Genomic DNA, 18,734 nt, shown 5'->3' with positions numbered 1-18,734 from the left:
GGCAGTACCACCGGCATAATTCGTCCGACTCCTCGTGGGAAGGCTCCATGGAATTAGCGACTACCGCCCGGCTGCTGACGCCGCGCGGCTGGGGTTTGCTCCTGACCGGACTGGCCGCGCTGCTGACCGCCCAGGTCATGGGCCGCCGGGACGTGCTTGTCCTCGGGGTGTTCCTGCTTGTGCTGCCGCTGCTGTCGGCGCTGGCGCTGCGGCTGCTGAAGCCGGTTTTCGACGTCGAGCGCACCTTCAGCCCCTCTTCCGCGGAGACGGGGGTTCCCGTGACGGTGGTCCTGTCCCTGCGCCCGGCGCAGCCGCTCCGGGAGAGCGCCACCATGCGTGAGGGGCTGCCGCTGCGCTTCGGGGAAAGCCCCGTGTTCCGGTTTCCGGCGCGCTTTCCCGGACCCGACGGCGCCAGCACCTACGAGTACCAGCTGCGCTCCGCCCGTCGCGGCCTTTTCTCCATCGGGCCCGTGACCGCGGACTTCCAGGACCTGTTTGGCCTCTCCCGGCGGCTGCACACCCTCGGCGGCGTGGATTCCCTGGTGGTGTCCCCGGCACCGCAGCCCCTGCCCCGCACGGTGCTCGGCAGTCCGCGGGGCACCGAAGGGTCGGTGGCCAGCCCGCGCCGCGGCAGTCCCAGCGAGGACGACGTGTCCACGCGCGAGTACCGCGCCGGCGATCCGATGCGGCGGGTCCACTGGGCAGCAACCGCACGGCACGGCGAATTGATGGTCCGGCAGGAAGAACCCGTCACCTCCCCGGGTGCCACGCTGCTGCTCGACGCGCGGGAGGGCTGCTATGCAGGAGGCGCCGGCTCCAGCCTCTGGATGGATCCGGCCGGCGGCAACGGACTGTCCACCTCGGAGTCCTTCGAGTGGGCGGTGACGGCCGCGGTCTCCACGGCCGCGCACCTGGTGGAGAACGGTTACTCCCTCCACCTGCTGGACGCCTGCGCCCGCCCGGCACTGGCGCGCTCCCCCTCGGCGCCCGATCCCCGGCAGCGGGAGTTCAGCGGTCCGGGCGGCCTGCTGGACATCGCTGACGGGCTGGCGGCGCTGGAACTTGATTCCCGCTCCTCGGAGCGGCCGCTCAACGCCGCAAACGACGACGGCGCCGGCAGCGTGCCGGGCCACCGGGCCGGACGACGGAGGGCGGGGTCCGAGCAACCGGCCGGGAACGGAGCAGCGTTCGGCGATGCCCTGCTCGATTTCCTGGCCCAGCGCCGGCGCGGCCCGCTGGTGGCCGTGCTGGGACGGCTGTCCGTCGAGGATGCGCACCGGCTGGCCCCGGTGGCCGACTACGCGTCCCGGGCCTGCGCCATCCTGGTGGCCGACCGGGTCCAGGACGTCGGCCCGGCAGTGGCCGTCCTGCGCGCCGGCGGCTGGGACGCAGCCGCAGCCACCCCCGAATCCGATGTGGCCCGCATCTGGGCCACCTTCGGAACCTCCGCCGCCCCGCCCGTTCCTGCTGCATCGATTCCCCACGAGGACCGCCCATGACCGCCACACTGAGCCGGCCCTCAACGGATGGTCCGGCTCCTCCCCCGCCGGCGTCCACCCGTTCGCGTTTCCGGCCCCCGTGGGACTGGGCGTCAGCCGGAGCCAGCGCTGCCGCGGTCCTGCTGTGCAGCATCAGCTTGTACGGAGTCTTCGACGGCTGGGCCTGGTTTCCTCCGCTGGTCCTCACCACGGCAGCAGTGGTCTCCGCCATGGCTGCCGCCCGCCGGTTCCGGTTTCCCACCGCTCTGGTTCCCGCCGTCGGCCTCGCTGCCCTCGTCGTCGTCCTGACCTGGCTGTTCGCCGCGTCAACGGCCGTGCTGGGCCTGCTGCCCACGGCCGCCACGCTGGAGCGCAGCGCTGGACTGGTCGCCGAGGCGCAGTCGACCATCATGAACCAGGTGCCTCCGGTGCTGGCCGATCCCGGGATTGTGTTCATCGCGTGCCTCGGCACAGGCCTGATCACGCTGCTGGTCGATACGCTCGCCACCACGCTGCGGATGCCGGCGGCGAGCGGGCTGGGACTGCTGGCCCTGCTGACCGTTCCGGCGGTCCTGAAACCGGACAGCATCGGAGTGTTCCCCTTTGTCCTGGCCTGCGCCGGGTACCTGCTGGTTCTGGCCACCGGCTCCTGGCAGGAGCGTCCCCGCAGCGCAGCCGCAGCCCGGCGGCCCCCCGGCCGGCAGATGGGCATTGCCGCCGGGATTGGTGCCGCCGCCCTCGTGGTCGCGTTGGGCCTGAATGCGGCTCTTCCCGGATTCACCCAGGGCACCTTTCCGCAGGGATCGCGGCTGAACATTTGGACCGGGCAGTCCGGTTTGAACCCGGTGGTGGCGCTCGGCAATGACCTGCGGCAGCCCTCGGCGTCGGGCCGGATCCGCTACGCCACCAATTCTGCGCAGCCCGTCTATCTGCGCTCGACCACGCTGGAGGACTTTTCCGGCCAGCGGTGGGCGCCCGATCTCCGCTCGGAGACCCGGCTCGCCGGCCTGCAGGACATGGTTCCGGCCGAAGCGGACGAGCCGGCAGCAGGCAGTACGACGGTCACCACGCGGGTGCGGTCGGAAACCTACGCCAGTCCGTGGCTTCTGACTCCGTATGCTCCGCTGCAGGTCAATGGAGCCAGCGGCCGGTTCAGCTGGGATCCGAAAACCATGACAGTCATCGCGGAAGGAAACCGGAAAGCGTCACGGCTGGATTACATGGTCCAAAGCGCTTCCCTGAACATCTCCCCTGATGATCTGGAGGCGCTGGAACCTGCCGCGGAAAACGCGGTGGACCCGATCTTCACCGCCATCCCGGAGGACCTGCCCGCAAGTATCCGGGAGGCGGCGCTCACCGCAACCGCCGGAGCCAAGGGACCGTATGAGCAGGCCGTGGCGATTCAGGCCTACCTCCGCGGAACTGACTTCACGTATTCACTGGAGGCACCGGTCGAAGGCGGTTACGACGGCAACGGCATGGATATCCTGGACCGGTTCCTGGAAGAAAAGTCCGGTTACTGCATCCACTACGCCGCGGCGATGGCGGTGATGGCCCGTGATATGGGCATCCCCAGCCGCATGGCCCTGGGCTTCGCGCCGGGCCGCTCCACTGGAGAAACCGTCACTGATGCCCGCGGCGAGGAACTGCGGGAATTTGAAGTGGACGCCCGCGATGCCCATGCCTGGCCGGAACTCTACTTCGAAGGCACGGGCTGGGTCCGCTTCGAGCCCACCCCGTCGCGGGGCTCCGTTCCGGCGTATAGCGTGCAGCCTCGGACCGCTCCCGGGGAAAGTACCGAAAGCGGAGCAGCGGAGCTGGACCGGCCCGTGCCGGAGACGGAGCCGGCCCCGCAACCTCGGGCGACGCCCTCGACACCGCCCGTCGCGGCGCCGGTGACTCCGGCGGAAAGCGGTGCCGGAAAAGTCCTGGGGGCGGCGTTGGCGCTCCTCACTGTTGCCGCCGCGCTGCTGAGCCCGTGGGCGCTGCGGCGACGCCGGCGCAGCATCCGCAGACGCGGGCTTACCGGTCCGGTGCGGACGGGCAGGACAGGCCGGGAGGGCAGGACGGGCAACGCGGGCGGGCCGGGCAACGCGGACGGGCCGGACGGCGCGGACGGGCCGCATCCGGGGCCGGCCTCCCTGGCCTGGGACGAAGCCGCCGACACGGGTCTGGACTACGGCCACCTGCCCCGGAAGGCTGAGTCTCCGCGCGCCTACGCTTTGCGCCTGACGCACGACGCCGGCCTGCCGGATGGCCCCGCGCTCGCCCTTCAGCGGCTCCGCGGTGCCTACGAAGAGGAGGTCTATGCGGCGCCCCGTCCCCGGATACCTGGTGGCGAAGTTCCTGATGTTGGAGCATCGCCTGTTGGGGCAGGGTCTGTTGGGGCAGAATCTGTGGGGACAGCGCCTGTTACCGAAACAGGAACTCTTTCCTCGACGGGTGTTTCGGCCGGAGCCGATGCCGACGAGTCCGGAGCAGCATGGGCGGAACGGCTCTGGGATGACGTCACCACGGTGCGGGAGAGTCTGGCCTCAACGGCCCCTCTGGGTTCCCGCCTCCGGGCTCGGTTTTTCCCGGCGTCATTGGCCTCGCGGTTTCGCCGCTGATTCGAAGCGAGCCGGGACCAACACAGGGCGACCGCGGAAAATCGACCGGTTCAGGATTATTCGACCGTTTTGGGCATTTACTGCCGGTCCGCGGCGGCAGCAAATGCCCAAAACGGCAGCACAATCCCGGAATGGCAGCAGATTGGAGGGCTGGCCCGGCCGGACAGCCCGGCCCGGCCCCACTCGGGACCTGGACCGGGCCTTCCCCAGACTTAGCCGTCGGACGGGTCAGCGATGCCGATGTACTGCGTGTAGAGGTACTCCTCGATGCCTTCGGCTCCGCCTTCCCGGCCCAGTCCCGACTGCTTGACCCCGCCGAACGGCGCGGCAGCGTTGGAGATGACGCCGGCGTTCAGGCCCAGCATGCCGGTCTCCAGCTTCTCGCCGATGCGCAGGCCGCGGTTCAGGTCTTCGGTGAAGACGTAGGCCACGAGACCGTATTCGGTGTTGTTGGCCAGCGCCACTGCTTCATCCTCGGTGGAGAACGTGACGATCGGAGCCACGGGGCCGAAGATTTCCTCCTGCAGGATCCGTGCGTCCGGCGCCACGTTCTTGAGGACCGTCGGCTGGTAGAAGTAGCCGGGTCCGTCCACCGGTGCCCCGCCCACTAGGGCCGAGGCACCGCCGTCGACCGCGTCCGAAACCAGCGCATGAACCTTGTCGCGGCTCTTTGCGTCGATCAGCGGACCGATCTTGGACTCGTCCTCGGTGCCGCGCGCAGTGGTCATGGCACCGACCTTCGCGGCGAATTTCTCTGCGAATTCATCGGCCACCGATTCATGCACGATGAAGCGGTTTGCGGCGGTGCAGGCCTCGCCCATGTTCCGCAGCTTGGCGAGCATCGCGCCGGTTACTGCCTTGTCGACGTCGGCGTCCTCGAAGACCACGAACGGAGCGTTGCCGCCCAGCTCCATCGAGGTGCGCAGCACCCGGTCCGCGGCGTCGCGGATCAGGCCCTGTCCCACGGGGGTGGAGCCGGTGAAGGAGACCTTGCGCAGGCGCTCGTCCTTCATGATGGGTCCGGTGACGTCGCCGGCGGCGGTGGTGGACACAATGTTCAGGACCCCGGCGGGCAGGCCGGCCTCAATCAGGACGGCGGCGAAAAGCTGCGAGGTCAGCGGGGTGAGCTTGGCCGGCTTGAGGACCATGGTGCAACCTGCGGCGACGGCGGGGGCGATCTTGCGCGTGGCCATGGCGAGCGGGAAGTTCCACGGCGTGATCAGCAGGCACGGGCCGACCGGCTTTTTGTTGACCATCAGGCGGGACTTGCCGTCCGGGGACATGCCGTAGCGCCCGGAGATGCGGACCGCTTCCTCGGAGAACCAGCGCAGGAATTCGGCACCGTAAGTGACCTCGCCGCGGGCTTCGGCCAGCGGCTTGCCCATTTCCAGGGTCATCAGCAGTGCGAAGTCCTCTGCCCGCTCGGTCACCAGGTCAAAGGCACGGCGCAGGATTTCCCCGCGCTCCCGCGGTGCGGTCTTCGCCCAGGATTCCTGCGCCGCAGCGGCTGCGTCCATGGCCAGGGTGCCGTCTTCGGCGCTGGCATCGGCGATGCTCAGCAGCACCTTGCCGGTGGCGGGGTCTTCGACGTCGAAGGTCTTGCCGCCGGCGGCATCCCGCCACTCGCCGTTAATCAACAGTCCGGTGGGGACCTGGGCCAGCAGGGCGGCTTCGCGGTCAGCAGTAATACCCATGGGGGATGCCTCCAAATTTCGACGGTGGTTGCCCGGGCACGTCGCCCGTCATCTGAGATCACCGTAGGCGCGTGCCGCTCGGACTGTAAAGAAAGAAGTGCACCACGCCAGGCGCTCCGGACTGTGCAGATGGCCAACGAAGGTGTGATGCGGGGCCCGACGTCAGCGCCGGCGGTCTCCCGCCAGTCAGGTCAGCCGCGGGCAGCCAGGACGGCCGAGTACAGTTCCCGCTTGCTGATCCGGGCGTCCTCCGCCACGGTGGCAACGGCGTCCTTGAGCCGCGCGCCCTGGCTGATCAGCCCGTTCACGGCCGCCACATGATCCTCGGGCAGCTCAGGCGCCGCTTCGCCCGCCCCGGACACGACGACGGCGATCTCGCCGCGGATCTCGGACGTCTCGGCCCATTCGAGCAGTTCGCGCAGCGGACCCCGCAGCACCTGCTCGTGCAGCTTGGTCAGTTCGCGGGCGACGGCGGCACGGCGGTCGCCGCCGAAGGCCGCGTCCAACGCGCGGAGCATCGGTTCCAGCCGGTGCGGGGCTTCAAAGAACACCATGGTGCGCTGCTCTCCGGCCAGATCCGCCAGGCGGGCGCTGCGCTCACCGGCCTTCCGGGGCAGGAAACCCTCAAAGCAGAACCGGTCGGTGGGCAGCCCGGACAGCGCCAGGGCGGTCAGGACAGCGGACGGGCCGGGAGCCGCGGTGACGGTCAGGCCTTCCTTCGCGGCGGCCTCCACGAGACGGAAGCCCGGATCGGACACGGCGGGCATGCCGGCGTCGGTCACCATCAGCAGGGTGGCACCGCCGCGTACCATTTCCAGCAGGTCGGCGGTGCGGGTTGCTTCGTTGTGCTCGTGGTAGCTGATGATCCGCCCGGTGGTGGTGATCTTCAGGGCGGACACGAGCCGGTGGAGCCGGCGGGTATCTTCGGCGGCGATCACGTCGGCCGTCTCCAGCAGTCCGATCAACCGGGTGGTGGCGTCCCCCATATTGCCGATGGGAGTCGCGGCCAGCACAATCTGTCCGGCGGCGGCACCCGCGGGGCTCCCCGCCGCGCTGCCGGCAGCGGCGCTCTTCCCGCCGTCGTTCTGCGTGTTCTTGGTGGTGCCTGGCCCGGTGGTCTGCTTGCTGGAATTCACCATCTAACCCTACGCGAGTTGGCGGCGGGGAACGCCCGGCGGCCGCTATAGAGTGGAGCGCGTGAGCCTGACCGTGAGTGAGACCCCCGTACCTCGAGCAGCACCGCTCGTTTCCGATCCGGGGGCCGCCTTCAGCTTCAGTGCGCTGCGGAACCGCCTGCTGGGCTGGGCGCCGGGCACCACGTTCAGCCTGGGGCTCTGGGGCTGGCTCCTGCCGCTGGCAGCCGCCGTCATTGGCGGCGTGCTGCGCTTCGTCCGGCTGGGACAACCGCCGTCGCTGGTCTTCGACGAGACCTACTACGTCAAGGACGCCTACTCCTATCTCGTCTCCGGCTATGAGCGTGAGTGGCCTCAGGACGCCAACACCTTGTTCAACGCCGGCACCCCCGACATCCTGCTCTCCACTCCCGAATACGTGGTGCATCCGCCGGTCGGGAAGTGGATGATCGCGGCCGGCATGGCGCTCTTCGGCAGCGACAACAGCTTCGGCTGGCGTTTCGGCGCCGCGGTTGCCGGCACCCTGACCGTCCTGATGGTGGGCCTCATCGCCGTTCGGCTGTTCCGCTCGCCGCTTCTGGGCGGCGTTGCCGCCCTGCTGTTGGCCGTCGACGGTCATCACCTGGTGCATTCACGCACCTCGCTGCTGGACGTGTTCCTGACCTTCTGGGTTGTTGCCGCGTTCGGCGCCCTGCTGCTGGACCGCGACGACGGACGACGGCGGCTGGCCCGCAAGCTCTCCGGTTCAGCCCGCGGCGGGTCGCCGCCGGCAGATGTGCTGAGATACGGCCCGTGGCTGCTCTGGCGTCCCTGGCGTCTGGCGGCGGGCATCTGCCTGGGCCTGGCGGTGGGAACGAAGTGGTCGGCGCTGGCGTTTGTCGCGGTTTTCGGCCTGATGACCGTGCTGTGGGATGTCGGTGCCCGCCGGGTGGCCGGGATCCGTGCCTGGCCTGCCGCCGGTCTGCTCAAGGACGGAGTGCCGGCGTTCTTCACGATCATTCCCGTCGCGGCGCTCACCTATCTGGCGTCGTGGACAGGCTGGCTGCGGTCCGCCGACGCGTACGGCCGGAACTGGGCGCAGGACAATCCGTCGCAGGCCTGGGGCTGGCTGCCGGATTCGCTGCGTTCCCTGGCGGAATACCACCGCAGCGCGTATGCCTTCCACAACGGGCTCAGCTCCGAACACACCTATGAGTCCAGCGCCTGGACCTGGCTCTTCATGGGCCGCCCGACGTCGTTCTTTTATGAATCCTCGACCCTCGGCGTCGACGGGTGCCCCGTTGATGCCTGCTCCTCCGCGGTCTCCGTGGTGGGCAATCCGCTGATCTGGTGGGCGGCCGCCTTTTCCCTGCTGGTTCTCCTGTTCGCCTGGATCGGCCGCCGCGACTGGCGCGCCGGAGCCATCCTCGCCGGCGTCGCCGCAGGCTATCTTCCGTGGTTCGCCTATCCGGAACGCACCACGTTCTTCTTCTACGCCGTGTCTTTCGAGCCGTTCCTGATCCTCGCCCTGACCTGGGTGCTGGGCCTGGTCCTGGGCCGGGCAACCGACCCGATCACCCGCCGGCGCCTGGGTGCGGCCGCCGTCGCACTCTTCCTTTTGGCCGCCGTCCTGATGACCGCGTTTTTCCTTCCGGTCTGGACGGCCGAAACTATCCCGTATTCTGACTGGCGGCGGCGCATGTGGATGCCCAGCTGGATTTAGTCTCACCACCCATGTGCGCAGGCACCAAAAGAAAGGCCCCCAGTGCGCGAATCTGCCACTGATCTGCTGGTCCATCTTGCTCCGGAGTCAAACATCACCGACATCCTGGTGGGGCTGCACGCCCGGACTCCCGACCATCCCCTGTTCTCGCTGAAGAGCGACGGCGGATGGAAGGACGTGACGGCCAATGACTTCCTGACCTCCGTCAGCGAGCTGGCCAAGGGCCTGATCGGCCTCGGTGTCCGCCCCGGCGACAGCGTGGCCGTCATGTCCAAGACCTGTTACGAGTGGACCCTGGTGGATCTGGCCGTGTGGTTCGCCGGCGCGGTCACGGTCCCCATTTATGAAACCTCCTCCCCCTCGCAGGTGGAGTGGATCCTCCAGGATTCCGGCGCATCCCACGTGTTTGTCGAAGACGCCCGCAAAGCCGCGGTTGTCTCGGCTGCCGCCGCGGCCGGTGAGGTCGGTGAGGTTGAGGTTCAGATCTGGCTGATGAACGACGACGCCGCCGCGGGTGCGTTCCGCGAGCTGATCGCTGCGGGTTCCGGCGTTGACGACGACCGGCTGGAAGCGGCCCGGACCGCGGCCGGGCTGGAATCGGTGGCGTCCATGGTCTACACCTCCGGCACCACCGGCCGCCCCAAGGGCTGCGAAATCACGCACGGCAACTTTGCCCTGTTCGGAGTGAACATCGTGGAGTTCCTGCCGGAAATGCTCAAGGAAAAGGGAGTCAGCACGCTCATGTTCCTGCCGCTGGCGCATGTGTTGGCCCGCGCCGTGCAGGTGGGGTGCCTGGCTGCAGGGGTCCGGGTTGGCCATTCCAGCAGCGCCGCTGACCTGATGGCCGACCTGAAGTCGTTCCAGCCCACCTTCCTGCTGGCCGTTCCCCGGATCTTCGAAAAGATCTACGCCGGGGCGCAGGCCTCCGCCGAGGCGGCCGGCAAGGGCAAGCTGTTCACCGCCGCCGCGGAGACCGCCGTCGCGTATTCCACCGCCGTCGACGCCGCTGCCCGCGGGAACAAGGGTCCGTCCGCGGCGCTGAAACTGCGGCACGCACTCTTCGACAAGATGCTGTACCCCAAAGTCCGCAACGCCTTCGGCGGCAAGCTGACCTACGCCATCAGCGGCGCCTCCGCGCTGAGCCCGCAGCTCACGCACTTCTTCCGCGGAGCGGGCGTGATGGTCCTGGAGGGCTACGGCTTGACCGAGACCACGGCCCCGGCCACCGTGAACACCGTCCCCCTGGCCCGGGTGGGTTCGGTGGGCATGCCGCTGCCCGGATCGGCCGTTCGGATTGCCGACGACGGCGAGGTGCTGATCAGCGGCGCCGGCGTCTTCAAGGGCTACCACAACAACCCCGCGGCGAACGCTGCCGCCTTCACCGGTGAGTGGTTCCACTCCGGGGACATGGGCGCCCTGGACGACGACGGATTCCTGACCATCACCGGCCGCAAAAAGGACATCCTGGTGACGGCCGGCGGCAAGAACATTGCCCCCGGGCCGCTGGAGGAGAAGATCCGGGAGCACCGGCTGGTGTCGCAGGCGATTGTCGTCGGCGAGGGACGTCCGTTTGTGACCGCGCTGCTGACCCTGGACGACGAAACCCTCGCGGGGTGGGCGCGGGAGAACGGCTCGTCGGTGACCTCCAAGACGGCGGCTGATGATCCGCGGGTCCGCGCGTCGCTGCAGGAGGCCGTGGACGCGGCGAACGCCACGGTGTCCCAGGCCGAGCAGATCCGCAAGTTCACCGTGCTGCCGCAGGACTTCTCGCTGGAGTCCGGGCACCTGACGGCAACACTGAAGCTGCGCCGCAACGCCGTGATCGCCGACTACTCCGCCGAGGTGGAAAAGCTCTACACGAAGTAGCGCTCCGCGGAGCTCCCCAGCAAACAAAAAACTGCACGTCTCCGGCGGCCGGAGACGTGCAGTTTTCTGTTGGGTCAACGGTGGTGGACCGCTGGATCAGACCGCTAAGTTAGACCGCTTCCAGCGAGTCGAGGTAGCGGCGGCGGGCCGCTTCCTGCTTGCTGCGCGCGCGTTCCCGCCGGGCCTTGGTGGGCCAGGCGGAGACCAGCACGACAATGCAGGTCAGAAGCACCAGACCGGCAATGCCGATGCCGGCATCCATCCAGAACTGGGCCGGGAAGAGCCGGATCAGGGTGTCATCCATCCGGAACGTCCAATTGCCGTTGGCGAAGAAGATGGAGTGCACCTGGGTGAAGAAGTTCTCCCACCCCAGAACCGCCGTGACGATCAACGCGCCAACGAGAACCAGGGTCAAGACCGCCCCGGAGAAGAGCGCCCGCCGGATTCCGCCGGGCCGGCGCTTGGCCAGATACACACAGGCAAGCACGCTCAGCACGGCCATCACCAGTGCTGAGACAAACGCGACGGTCAGGACCGTCTTCACATCCGCCATGTGGCTGACTTCGCTGTCCAGGTACAGCGGCTCGCCGCCGGCCGTGACCAGGTCGCCGAGGTAGCGGGCACCGGAGAAGTTCAGCAGGTAATCCACGGCGTATGAGCCGTAGGTCATCCGGTCATCGGTGGAGAAGCCGTAGCCGTCCGCCGGGAACCCCGGCCGGTGGTATTCGATCCAGAGGAACAGGGGTGTCGCAACCGCCCGGATGGCCGCGGCAAGCAGCATCACCGGGAAGAACACCGCGATCATTACCTGCAGGATGCGGGCCAGGACGGGCTTGGGTGAGCCCGCCCGCTCACGCTCCTCGGCCCGGCGTCGGGCTTCCTCGGCCGAGATCTCGTAGTCGTCGGTCAGTTCTGCCTCCGGTTCGACAACCTCGGACTCTTCCGCTCCGGAGTCGTTGGCCGCGGATCCTTCCGGAGCCGACGCGGTGGCCGTGCTGATCTGCATGGTCCGGGGAGCGGCATCCGTGGAAACGGCGCCCAACCCTGCGGCACCGGCACCGGCACCCGCGGCAGCCGCCGGAGTTTCTGCGGGCGTCTTCCCGGCAGCAGTCGCAGCTTCTTCGGTGCCGGAGCCATGGGCAGCATGGCTGCCGGACGGAATCACGGCGTTGATGTCCCCGGCCTCCCGCTGTTCTTCCTCCGAGAGGTCAGCGTATCCGTTGAGGTTGGGCATCGTGCTGGCATGGCGCATCGGCAAGCTGCTGCGCTGGGCAAGGGAGGGATGACCTCCCGGCACGACGTCGGCATCGTCACCTGCCGTGCCGTTGCGCGGCCCGGTTACGGCCACCGCTCCGGCAGCTTCAGGCGGTGTTCCTGCGGCGTCGGCAAAGGCCGCGTCCCAGTCGTCGTGGTCGAGGCCGTCGTCGTCGGCGACGTCAGTTGCGGTCGTCGTGCCGTCGTCGTCGACGTCAGTTGCGGTCGTCGTGCCGTCGTCGTCGACGTCAGTTGCGGTCGTCGTCGCGTCGGCGGCTGCGCCGTTGCCGGCGTTCGATCCGTCGGCGGGCGATCCGGTGTTCGGTGCCGCTGATTCTGCTCCCGCAGCCTCGGTTCCCACCGCGTGCTCACCGCTGACGATGGTTTCGCTGGCGTCGCTGAGGCCGTCGTCGCTCTGGGCGCCCTGTTCGGGCCGGTCCTGCTCAGTATCGGCGGAGCCTCCGGGCGTCGGTTTTTGCTGGGGGGTATCGTCCTGGCTTGCCACTACTTCCTCTTTCACTTCCCTGGCCTGTGCGTCATGGCCTGTTTTTGCGGATTCCGGTGGGCTTTCGGGCTCCATCCTCCTTCGACCCTACCGGGAGAGCGCATCAGGTATCGTGCCGCCACCCCGCATCACCGCAGAGTGCATCGGACCGTTACCCTTTCGTCTCCGGAGGTCGACCGGACGCCGGTCCGCGCACCGCCCCCGGAAACGTCAAGCGGTCCGCAACACTTCCCCGCTGTCCCGCCGCGACAGGTCCCCGCGGTGCCCGGCGCGGTAGGCCCGGCCGCCCAGGATCAGGGTGTAGGCCCAGTACGCCCCGAAGAGGGCAACCCCAATGGCCATCCGCAGCCAGACGGGCAGCGGGGAGGCGGTCACGAACCCTTCCACCAGCCCCGACAGGAACAGCACGATCACCAGTCCCAGGGCCACGGTGAACAGCGAACGTCCCTCAGCGGCGACGGACGCGGCACGGGTCCGCCGGCCAGGCGACACCCAGGCCCAAAAAATCCTCAATCCGGCCGCCACGGCAATGAACACCGCGGTCAGCTCCATGAGGCCGTGCGGCAGGATGTAGGTGAAAAAGGTGTCCAACTCTCCGTAGGCAGCCATGGTGCCGCCGGCCATTCCCACGCCCATGGCGTTTTGGTACAGGACAAACGGCCCCCAGATTCCGGTAATGCCGAAGGCGACGGCCTGCAGCGCGATCCAGGCGTTGTTGGTCCACACCATTCCCGCGAAGGAAGCGGCCGGGTTTTCCGAGTAGTAGGAGACGAAGTCCTGTTCCACGTACTGCCGGATCTGGCTGTCCGAGCCCAGCGAGGCGGAGATGACTGCGGGGTTGGACGCCGTCCACGCACCGAAAAGCCAGGCCGTGAGGATGAACGCCGCCCCCACGGCGAGCGTGAGCCAGCGGACCCGGTAAAAGCCGGCCGGGAGCGCAAAGACGAAGAACGACACCAAATCCTCGAGGAAGTTCGAGCGGGCACCGGTGAACCGGGTCCGCGCCCGGGACAGCCGCATGGACAGGGCCGCGGACAGCGCGCCCTCCGGCGCCACCGACCGAACCATCGACAAATGGGCCGAGGTGCGCTGGTACAGGCGCAGCAGTTCATCGGCTTCCTCGCCGCTGAGCCGGCGGCGCGCCGCAAGGTCGTCCAGACGGCGCCAGTCCGGAGCGTGCACCGCGCTAAAGGCATCCATATCCACGGTTACACCCTAATCCACGGTTCCGCCCCAACGCTGGGTACAGTGGAGTTCCAATCACGAACTGCCGCCGGGAGGACAACGCGTGAGTTCCATCGTCACCGGCGAGGCAGTTGTCCTGGAGCTGCGCCCGGCGTCCTTCGCGGCGCGGGCCCTCAGCTCGATCATCGACGTTTTTGCCCAGCTCATCGTGCTCTTCGGAGTGCTGCTGCTGTTCGGGCAGACACTGGGCGAGTCCGTCGATCCCGCTCTCGGACGGACCCTCATCTTGACCATCGTGGTGCTGGTCATGGTGGGGGCTCCGGTTGCCGTCGAGACGCTGACCCGCGGCAAGTCGCTGGGGCGCCTCGCCATGGGGCTGCGGATAGTGCGCGACGACGGCGGAGCCGTTCGCTTCCGCCACTGCCTCATCCGGGGCATGACTGCGGTCCTCGAAATTTACCTGACCGCCGGCTCCCTGGCCTTCATCGTGGCTCTGTTCAATGAAAAGTCCAAGCGCGTCGGCGACATCATGGCCGGAACCTATGCCCTGCGGGAACGGGTCTCCGCTCCCCCGCCCGCGCAGGTCCTGATGCCGCCGTCGCTCCGCGCCTGGGCCGGACTTGCCGACATCGGACGGCTTCCGGATGCGCTGTCCCGACGGGTGTCACGCTTCCTGACGCAGAGCAGCCGGCTCTCGCCGCAGTCGCGCGCCACTCTTGCCGCCGATCTGGCAGCGGAGGTCTCGGCCTTCGTGTCGCCGCAGCCCCCGCCGGGGACGTTCGCCGAAGACTATCTCAGCGCCGTCATGGCCGAGCGCCGGAACCGCAGCTATGTGTCGATGACCCGGCAGCGCGAGCGCACTGAGCACATCGGCCAACGACTGCACCGGCTCCCGTTCGACCGGTAGCTCCATCCAGCTGCAGCGGAGCTCGATCCTGCTACTGCTTGGGCTGGCTGATCCACTCCGCCCACGGCAGGTTCCAGTCCCCGAAGCCGTCATAGACGTACATCGGCCCGTAGCCGGTGTTCAGCACCTGGACGACGTCGCCGGCGTCGAAGTTGTCGTACATGTATTTGGCGCCCTCGGGGCTCATCCCGATGCACCCGTGGGACACGTTGGACTTGCCCAGCACCGGCTGCGCGGACGGCAGCGCTTCGTGGATGAACGCGCCGCCGTTGGAGATCCGGGACGCGTTCTTGGCGGTTACCGGTTCGTAGTAGGCCTCGTCTCCCGGCTTCAGTCCCAGGGATTCCGCCTTGAACGGGATGGTTTCATGCTGGTCCATGATCACGTGGTAACCGATCGTGGAGGGCCAGTCCTCGGTGCCCAGCGTGACGGGGAAGGTGCGGGTCAGCACCCCGTCGATGTACACCCGCATCATTTTGTCCGCATTGTCGACCACGGCCAGCCGCGTGTTGTGGGTGGTGAAGCTCGCGGTTTCGTTGAAGTTGCCGATCATGCCGTTGCCGAAGTCCACGCCGAAAAGCTGCATGTCCACGGTGACGCTGCTGTTCGGCGCCCAGAAGGTCTCGGGCCGGTAGCGGACCTTGGTGTCGCTGATCCAGTAGAAGGCGCCCACCTGGCCTGATGTGGACGTGACGGTGATGGCTGCTTCGACGGCGGGCTTGTTCAGCACCGGCTCGCTGAAGCTCAGTTCGATCGGCTGTCCGGTGCCCACCGTGGACCCGGACGCCGGATACATGACGGCGTTGGCCTCGTTGGCGGTGGCCACGGTGGTGAACTGCCGGGTTTTGGTGCTGGTCTCGCCGTTGGCGTCAGCCAGCGTGTAGGTCAGCTTGTACGGCGTGTTGAACGCCAGCTTGCCGGTGGCCGTCCACACGGTGCCGCCCGCGCTGAGCTCGCCGGGAACCGGTTCGCCGCCGGCGCTCGGCGCCAGCTTGGCGGATTCAATGGTTCCCTTCTGCACGGTGATAACAGGAGCGGCCGCGGGGTTCACCTCGACGGCGTCCGCCTCCGGGGTGACAACGGCAACGGGCTCGGGTGCCGGAGGCCGGCTGGGAGTGGCCGACGGCGACGATGACGGTGACGACGCAGTGAATGACGGGAGTCCAAAGTCCTCACCGGCCCAGGAGGAGGCGGTGACCACAGCAGCGCCGCCGCCCAACACAACGACTCCGGCCACGACGGACCCAACAATCCAGCCCTTGCGCCTCTTTGTACCCTTTGCCATAACTGGTAACCAATACTTCCCGGTGCTCTCGACAGATGCGGAGCAACCATGCTCCCCCTGCGACATTTTACGTCATGCCCGGACAGCGGTGACCCCTGATGCGGCCGCGCTGCGGCCGATTCGCCGTCACGGGCAAGGACCCGGGACGGTGCGCCGCTCAGCGCACCGTCCCGGAGTTTTCTCCCGGACTAGTAGCGGTAGTGCTCGGGTTTAAAGGGACCGGCCACGTCCACGCCCAGGTACTCGGCCTGGCTCTTGGTCAGTTCGGTGAGTTCGACGCCGAGAGCATCCAGGTGCAGGCGGGCCACCTTTTCGTCCAGGACCTTGGGCAGCACGTACACCTGGTTGGCGTATCCGCCCTCATCCACTGATTTGCCGTGCTTGGTGAACAGCTCAATCTGCGCGATGGTCTGGTTCGCAAAGGAGTTGGACATGACAAACGAGGGGTGCCCTGTGGCGTTGCCCAGGTTCAGCAGGCGGCCTTCGGAGAGCACGATGATGCTGCGCTGGCTGTCAGTGCCCTCATCGAAGATCCACTCGTGCACCTGCGGTTTGATCTCGACCTTCCGGATGCCGGGGATCTTCGCGAGGCCTGCCATGTCAATCTCGTTGTCGAAGTGGCCCACATTGCCCACGATCGCCTGGTGCTTCATCCGGGCCATGTGTTCGGCCATGATGATGTCCTTGTTGCCGGTGGTGGTGATGAACATGTCGCCGGCGGCGAGCACCGATTCCAGCTTGGCCACCTGGTAGCCGTCCATGGCTGCCTGCAGTGCGCAGATGGGATCGATTTCAGTGACGATCACGCGGGCGCCCTGGCCGCGCAGCGCTTCGGCCGCACCCTTGCCGACGTCGCCGTAGCCGCAGACCACCGCCACTTTTCCGCCGATCAGCGTGTCCGTGGCGCGGTTCAGGCCGTCCGGCAGGGAATGCCGGATGCCGTACTTGTTGTCGAACTTGGACTTGGTCACCGAGTCATTGACGTTGATCGCCGGGAAGAGCAGCTGACCGTCGGCCGCGAGCTGGTAGAGCCGCAGCACCCCGGTGGTGGTCTCTTCGGTGACGCCGCGGATGCCCTTGGCGATTTCGGTCCATTTCCCCGGGTTCTCGGCCAGGGAACGGCGCAGGACGTCCAGGACAATTGTGTATTCATGGGAGTAGCCCGGGTCGCCCTCCGCGGGGCTCTCCGGCACGGCGCCTGCGGCCTCGAACTTCACTCCGTCATGCAGCAGCATGGTGGCGTCGCCGCCGTCGTCCAGGATCATGTTCGGTCCGCCGGAGCCCTCGGGCCAGGTGAGGATCTGCTGGGCGGTCCACCAGTATTCCTCGAGCGTCTCGTTCTTCCACGCAAACACCGGCACGCCCGCCGGCGCCTCGGGGGTTCCGTTGCCGACGACGACGGCGGCCGCCGCCTCGTCCTGGGTGGAGAAGATGTTGCAGGAGGCCCAGCGGACCTCGGCACCCAGCGCGGTGAGGGTCTCGATCAGCACGGCGGTCTGCACCGTCATGTGCAGGGATCCGGCGATCCGGGCGCCCTGCAGCGGCTGGCTGGGGCCGTACTCCCGGCGCAGGGCCATCAGACCGGGCATCTCGTGTTCGGCCAGGCGGATCTGGTGGCGTCCGGCTTCGGCCAGGGAGAGGTCGGCTACTTTGAAATCAAAACTCACGCGGATCCTTAGTTAGAGGTCGGAAGAATCAGTTCGAGGTGTCGGAAGAATCAGTTCGGGTCGGAAGAATCAGTCCGAGGTGGCGGGCGAATCGGACGCCGTGGCAACCGAGGGCGCCAGCAAAACCGGAATGCCCTCCTCCAAGACGTAGCGGACGCGGTGGCCGGCGGCGTCGGGGGCGGTCGAGACCAGTCCGCCGTTGTCTTCTTCGAGCGGGGAACCGGTCACGGGGCAGCGCAGGACCGCCATCAGGTCGGCAGTGAGTTTAGCCATGGATTACAGCACTTCCTTGGAGACGTCGATGCCGTGCTCGATATACGCGGCGCAGGCCCTCAGACTATCCCTTTCGGTTACCGACTTCGCGGTGTTCAGACCTCGTCGCGGAGCAAGCGCAGATGGGAACGCCGGGCACCGGGGTTCTCCGCCGGGGGTTCCAGTGCGTTCTTGCCGGCGCGTTTGGGTGCCTCGGCGTCAGGCGCCTCGGCCGCTTCCCGCACGGCATCCACGAGTGCTGAGAGATCATCGCGGCCCGGAGTGCGGGGCTGGCCGGAAAGATTCAGGCGGACCACTTCCCACCCCAGCGGAGCAGTCAGCCGGGCGGCGTGTTCTTTGCACAAATCGTAACAATGGGGTTCGGCGTACGTGGCCAGCGGTCCCAGCACCGCAGTGGAATCCGCATAAACGTACGTCAGGGTGGCTACAGCCGCCTGTCGGCACGCTGATCTTGAGCACTGTCTTAAGGAATCCACGGAGGACCACTTTACCCGCCGCAGGCCCAGGCGGCGGCAGGCTCGCCGAACGTCCGGCAGCAAAAACAGTGCCCGCGGAGCCGCTTCTGCGGCTACAGTTCTTATATGTCCACCGGACCAACTCTTAGGGTGCATCTTGGCCCCGGCGACGAGCCGGCGCCGGCCACGCCGGAGACCGACCCCGCCAAGGGCCCTGCCGAGGCCGAACCGGTCGAGGCCGAACCGGCCTGGCCCGGGCCGCCGAGGCCGTTTCGCAGCCGCCGCCGCAACCGGCACGGCCGCGGCCTGCGCGGGGAACTCATACCGGCCCATTTGGCCGGGTCGCGCACCCGATCGGAACGCTTTGATGCCTGGGTCCTGGAATCCGCGCAGCGCCTGGAACGGCTGTGGGGCGAAAGCATCCAGACCTACCAGTTCGTCGTCCAGGACATACCTCCCGGGCTCGAGGAACTGGCCGCATCGGGCGGGCATCTTCCCTTCGGCACCGGCACTCCCGCGTCGGGTCCCCGGCCCGCGGTGATTACTGTGTACCGCCATCCGGTGGAGTCCGCGGCGCGCGGCCTGGTGCCCGTCAGCGAACTGATTCACGACGTCGTAGTGGAACAGCTGGCCACCCTGATGGGGATGGATCCCGAGACCGTCGATCCCACCTACGGACGGTTCCGCCCGCTGTGATCAGGCCGCCGGCAGGCAGCCCCGG

At 67.8% G+C, this 18,734-nt stretch carries 14 protein-coding genes; 6 read left to right on the top strand and 8 right to left on the bottom strand.

What is annotated here, in order from left to right:
* Positions 1-47 precede the first annotated feature (47 nt).
* Both QNO08_RS04485 and QNO08_RS04480 read left to right on the top strand, forming a co-directional pair.
* Positions 48-1,499 carry a DUF58 domain-containing protein gene (locus QNO08_RS04485; RefSeq protein ID WP_229967181.1) on the top strand — a complete coding sequence of 484 codons (1,452 nt, stop codon included), beginning with the start codon at positions 48-50 and terminating at the stop codon, positions 1,497-1,499.
* Complete coding sequence (locus QNO08_RS04480) at positions 1,496-4,087, top strand: transglutaminase TgpA family protein (protein WP_229967179.1); 2,592 nt, start codon at positions 1,496-1,498, stop codon at positions 4,085-4,087. The genes QNO08_RS04485 and QNO08_RS04480 overlap by 4 nt, the downstream gene beginning before the upstream one ends.
* Before the next feature lie 212 nt (positions 4,088-4,299).
* On the opposite strand, the gene QNO08_RS04475 is transcribed toward QNO08_RS04480, so the two are convergent.
* Positions 4,300-5,781, bottom strand: a complete 1,482-nt coding sequence (locus QNO08_RS04475) for an NAD-dependent succinate-semialdehyde dehydrogenase (RefSeq protein ID WP_229967177.1) — start codon at positions 5,779-5,781, stop codon at positions 4,300-4,302.
* A gap of 191 nt (positions 5,782-5,972) precedes the next feature.
* A complete protein-coding gene (rsmI, locus tag QNO08_RS04470) occupies positions 5,973-6,797 on the bottom strand; it encodes a 16S rRNA (cytidine(1402)-2'-O)-methyltransferase (protein ID WP_284016051.1) in 825 nt (274 codons plus the stop codon).
* A 172-nt stretch (positions 6,798-6,969) separates the two neighbouring features.
* On the opposite strand from rsmI, the gene QNO08_RS04465 reads away from it, so the two are divergent.
* Both QNO08_RS04465 and QNO08_RS04460 read left to right on the top strand, forming a co-directional pair.
* Positions 6,970-8,616 (top strand): dolichyl-phosphate-mannose--protein mannosyltransferase, encoded by a 1,647-nt coding sequence (locus QNO08_RS04465; RefSeq protein ID WP_442860533.1) that lies wholly within the window; start codon positions 6,970-6,972, stop codon positions 8,614-8,616.
* Between the two features lie 42 nt (positions 8,617-8,658).
* A complete protein-coding gene (locus QNO08_RS04460; protein WP_229967175.1) occupies positions 8,659-10,482 on the top strand; it encodes an AMP-dependent synthetase/ligase in 1,824 nt (607 codons plus the stop codon).
* Between the two features lie 109 nt (positions 10,483-10,591).
* On the opposite strand, the gene QNO08_RS04455 is transcribed toward QNO08_RS04460, so the two are convergent.
* Together QNO08_RS04455 and QNO08_RS04450 are read right to left on the bottom strand one after the other, a co-directional pair.
* Entirely contained in the window at positions 10,592-12,241 is a 1,650-nt protein-coding gene (locus QNO08_RS04455) for a TIGR01906 family membrane protein (protein WP_229967173.1), read from the bottom strand.
* Positions 12,242-12,451: 210 nt separating this feature from the next.
* Positions 12,452-13,447 (bottom strand): stage II sporulation protein M, encoded by a 996-nt coding sequence (locus QNO08_RS04450; protein ID WP_229967171.1) that lies wholly within the window; start codon positions 13,445-13,447, stop codon positions 12,452-12,454.
* 82 nt (positions 13,448-13,529) lie between these two features.
* Here QNO08_RS04450 and QNO08_RS04445 point away from each other — a divergent pair, with 82 nt between their 5' ends.
* On the top strand, positions 13,530-14,333 hold the full coding sequence (locus QNO08_RS04445) for an RDD family protein (protein ID WP_229967169.1): 804 nt from the start codon (positions 13,530-13,532) through the stop codon (positions 14,331-14,333).
* Between the two features lie 31 nt (positions 14,334-14,364).
* On the opposite strand, the gene QNO08_RS04440 is transcribed toward QNO08_RS04445, so the two are convergent.
* The 4 genes from QNO08_RS04440 to QNO08_RS04425 form a co-directional block, all read right to left on the bottom strand.
* Positions 14,365-15,618 (bottom strand): L,D-transpeptidase, encoded by a 1,254-nt coding sequence (locus QNO08_RS04440; RefSeq protein WP_229967167.1) that lies wholly within the window; start codon positions 15,616-15,618, stop codon positions 14,365-14,367.
* Positions 15,619-15,806: 188 nt separating this feature from the next.
* A complete protein-coding gene (ahcY, locus tag QNO08_RS04435) occupies positions 15,807-17,285 on the bottom strand; it encodes an adenosylhomocysteinase (protein WP_229967166.1) in 1,479 nt (492 codons plus the stop codon).
* Positions 17,286-17,354: 69 nt separating this feature from the next.
* A complete protein-coding gene (locus QNO08_RS04430) occupies positions 17,355-17,558 on the bottom strand; it encodes a Trm112 family protein (protein WP_229967164.1) in 204 nt (67 codons plus the stop codon).
* A gap of 95 nt (positions 17,559-17,653) precedes the next feature.
* Positions 17,654-18,034, bottom strand: coding sequence for a DUF3499 domain-containing protein (locus QNO08_RS04425; protein ID WP_229967162.1), 381 nt, complete (start codon positions 18,032-18,034; stop codon positions 17,654-17,656).
* A gap of 105 nt (positions 18,035-18,139) precedes the next feature.
* Between QNO08_RS04425 and QNO08_RS04420 the strand changes: the two genes are divergently transcribed.
* Positions 18,140-18,709, top strand: coding sequence for a metallopeptidase family protein (locus QNO08_RS04420; RefSeq protein WP_229967160.1), 570 nt, complete (start codon positions 18,140-18,142; stop codon positions 18,707-18,709).
* The last annotated feature ends 25 nt before the right edge of the window (positions 18,710-18,734 follow it).

The organism is Arthrobacter sp. zg-Y820 (assembly GCF_030142155.1).
Lineage (GTDB): Bacteria > Actinomycetota > Actinomycetes > Actinomycetales > Micrococcaceae > Arthrobacter_B.
Note: the sequence above shows the minus strand (reverse complement) of the source record. Positions and strands in the feature narration are given on the sequence as shown.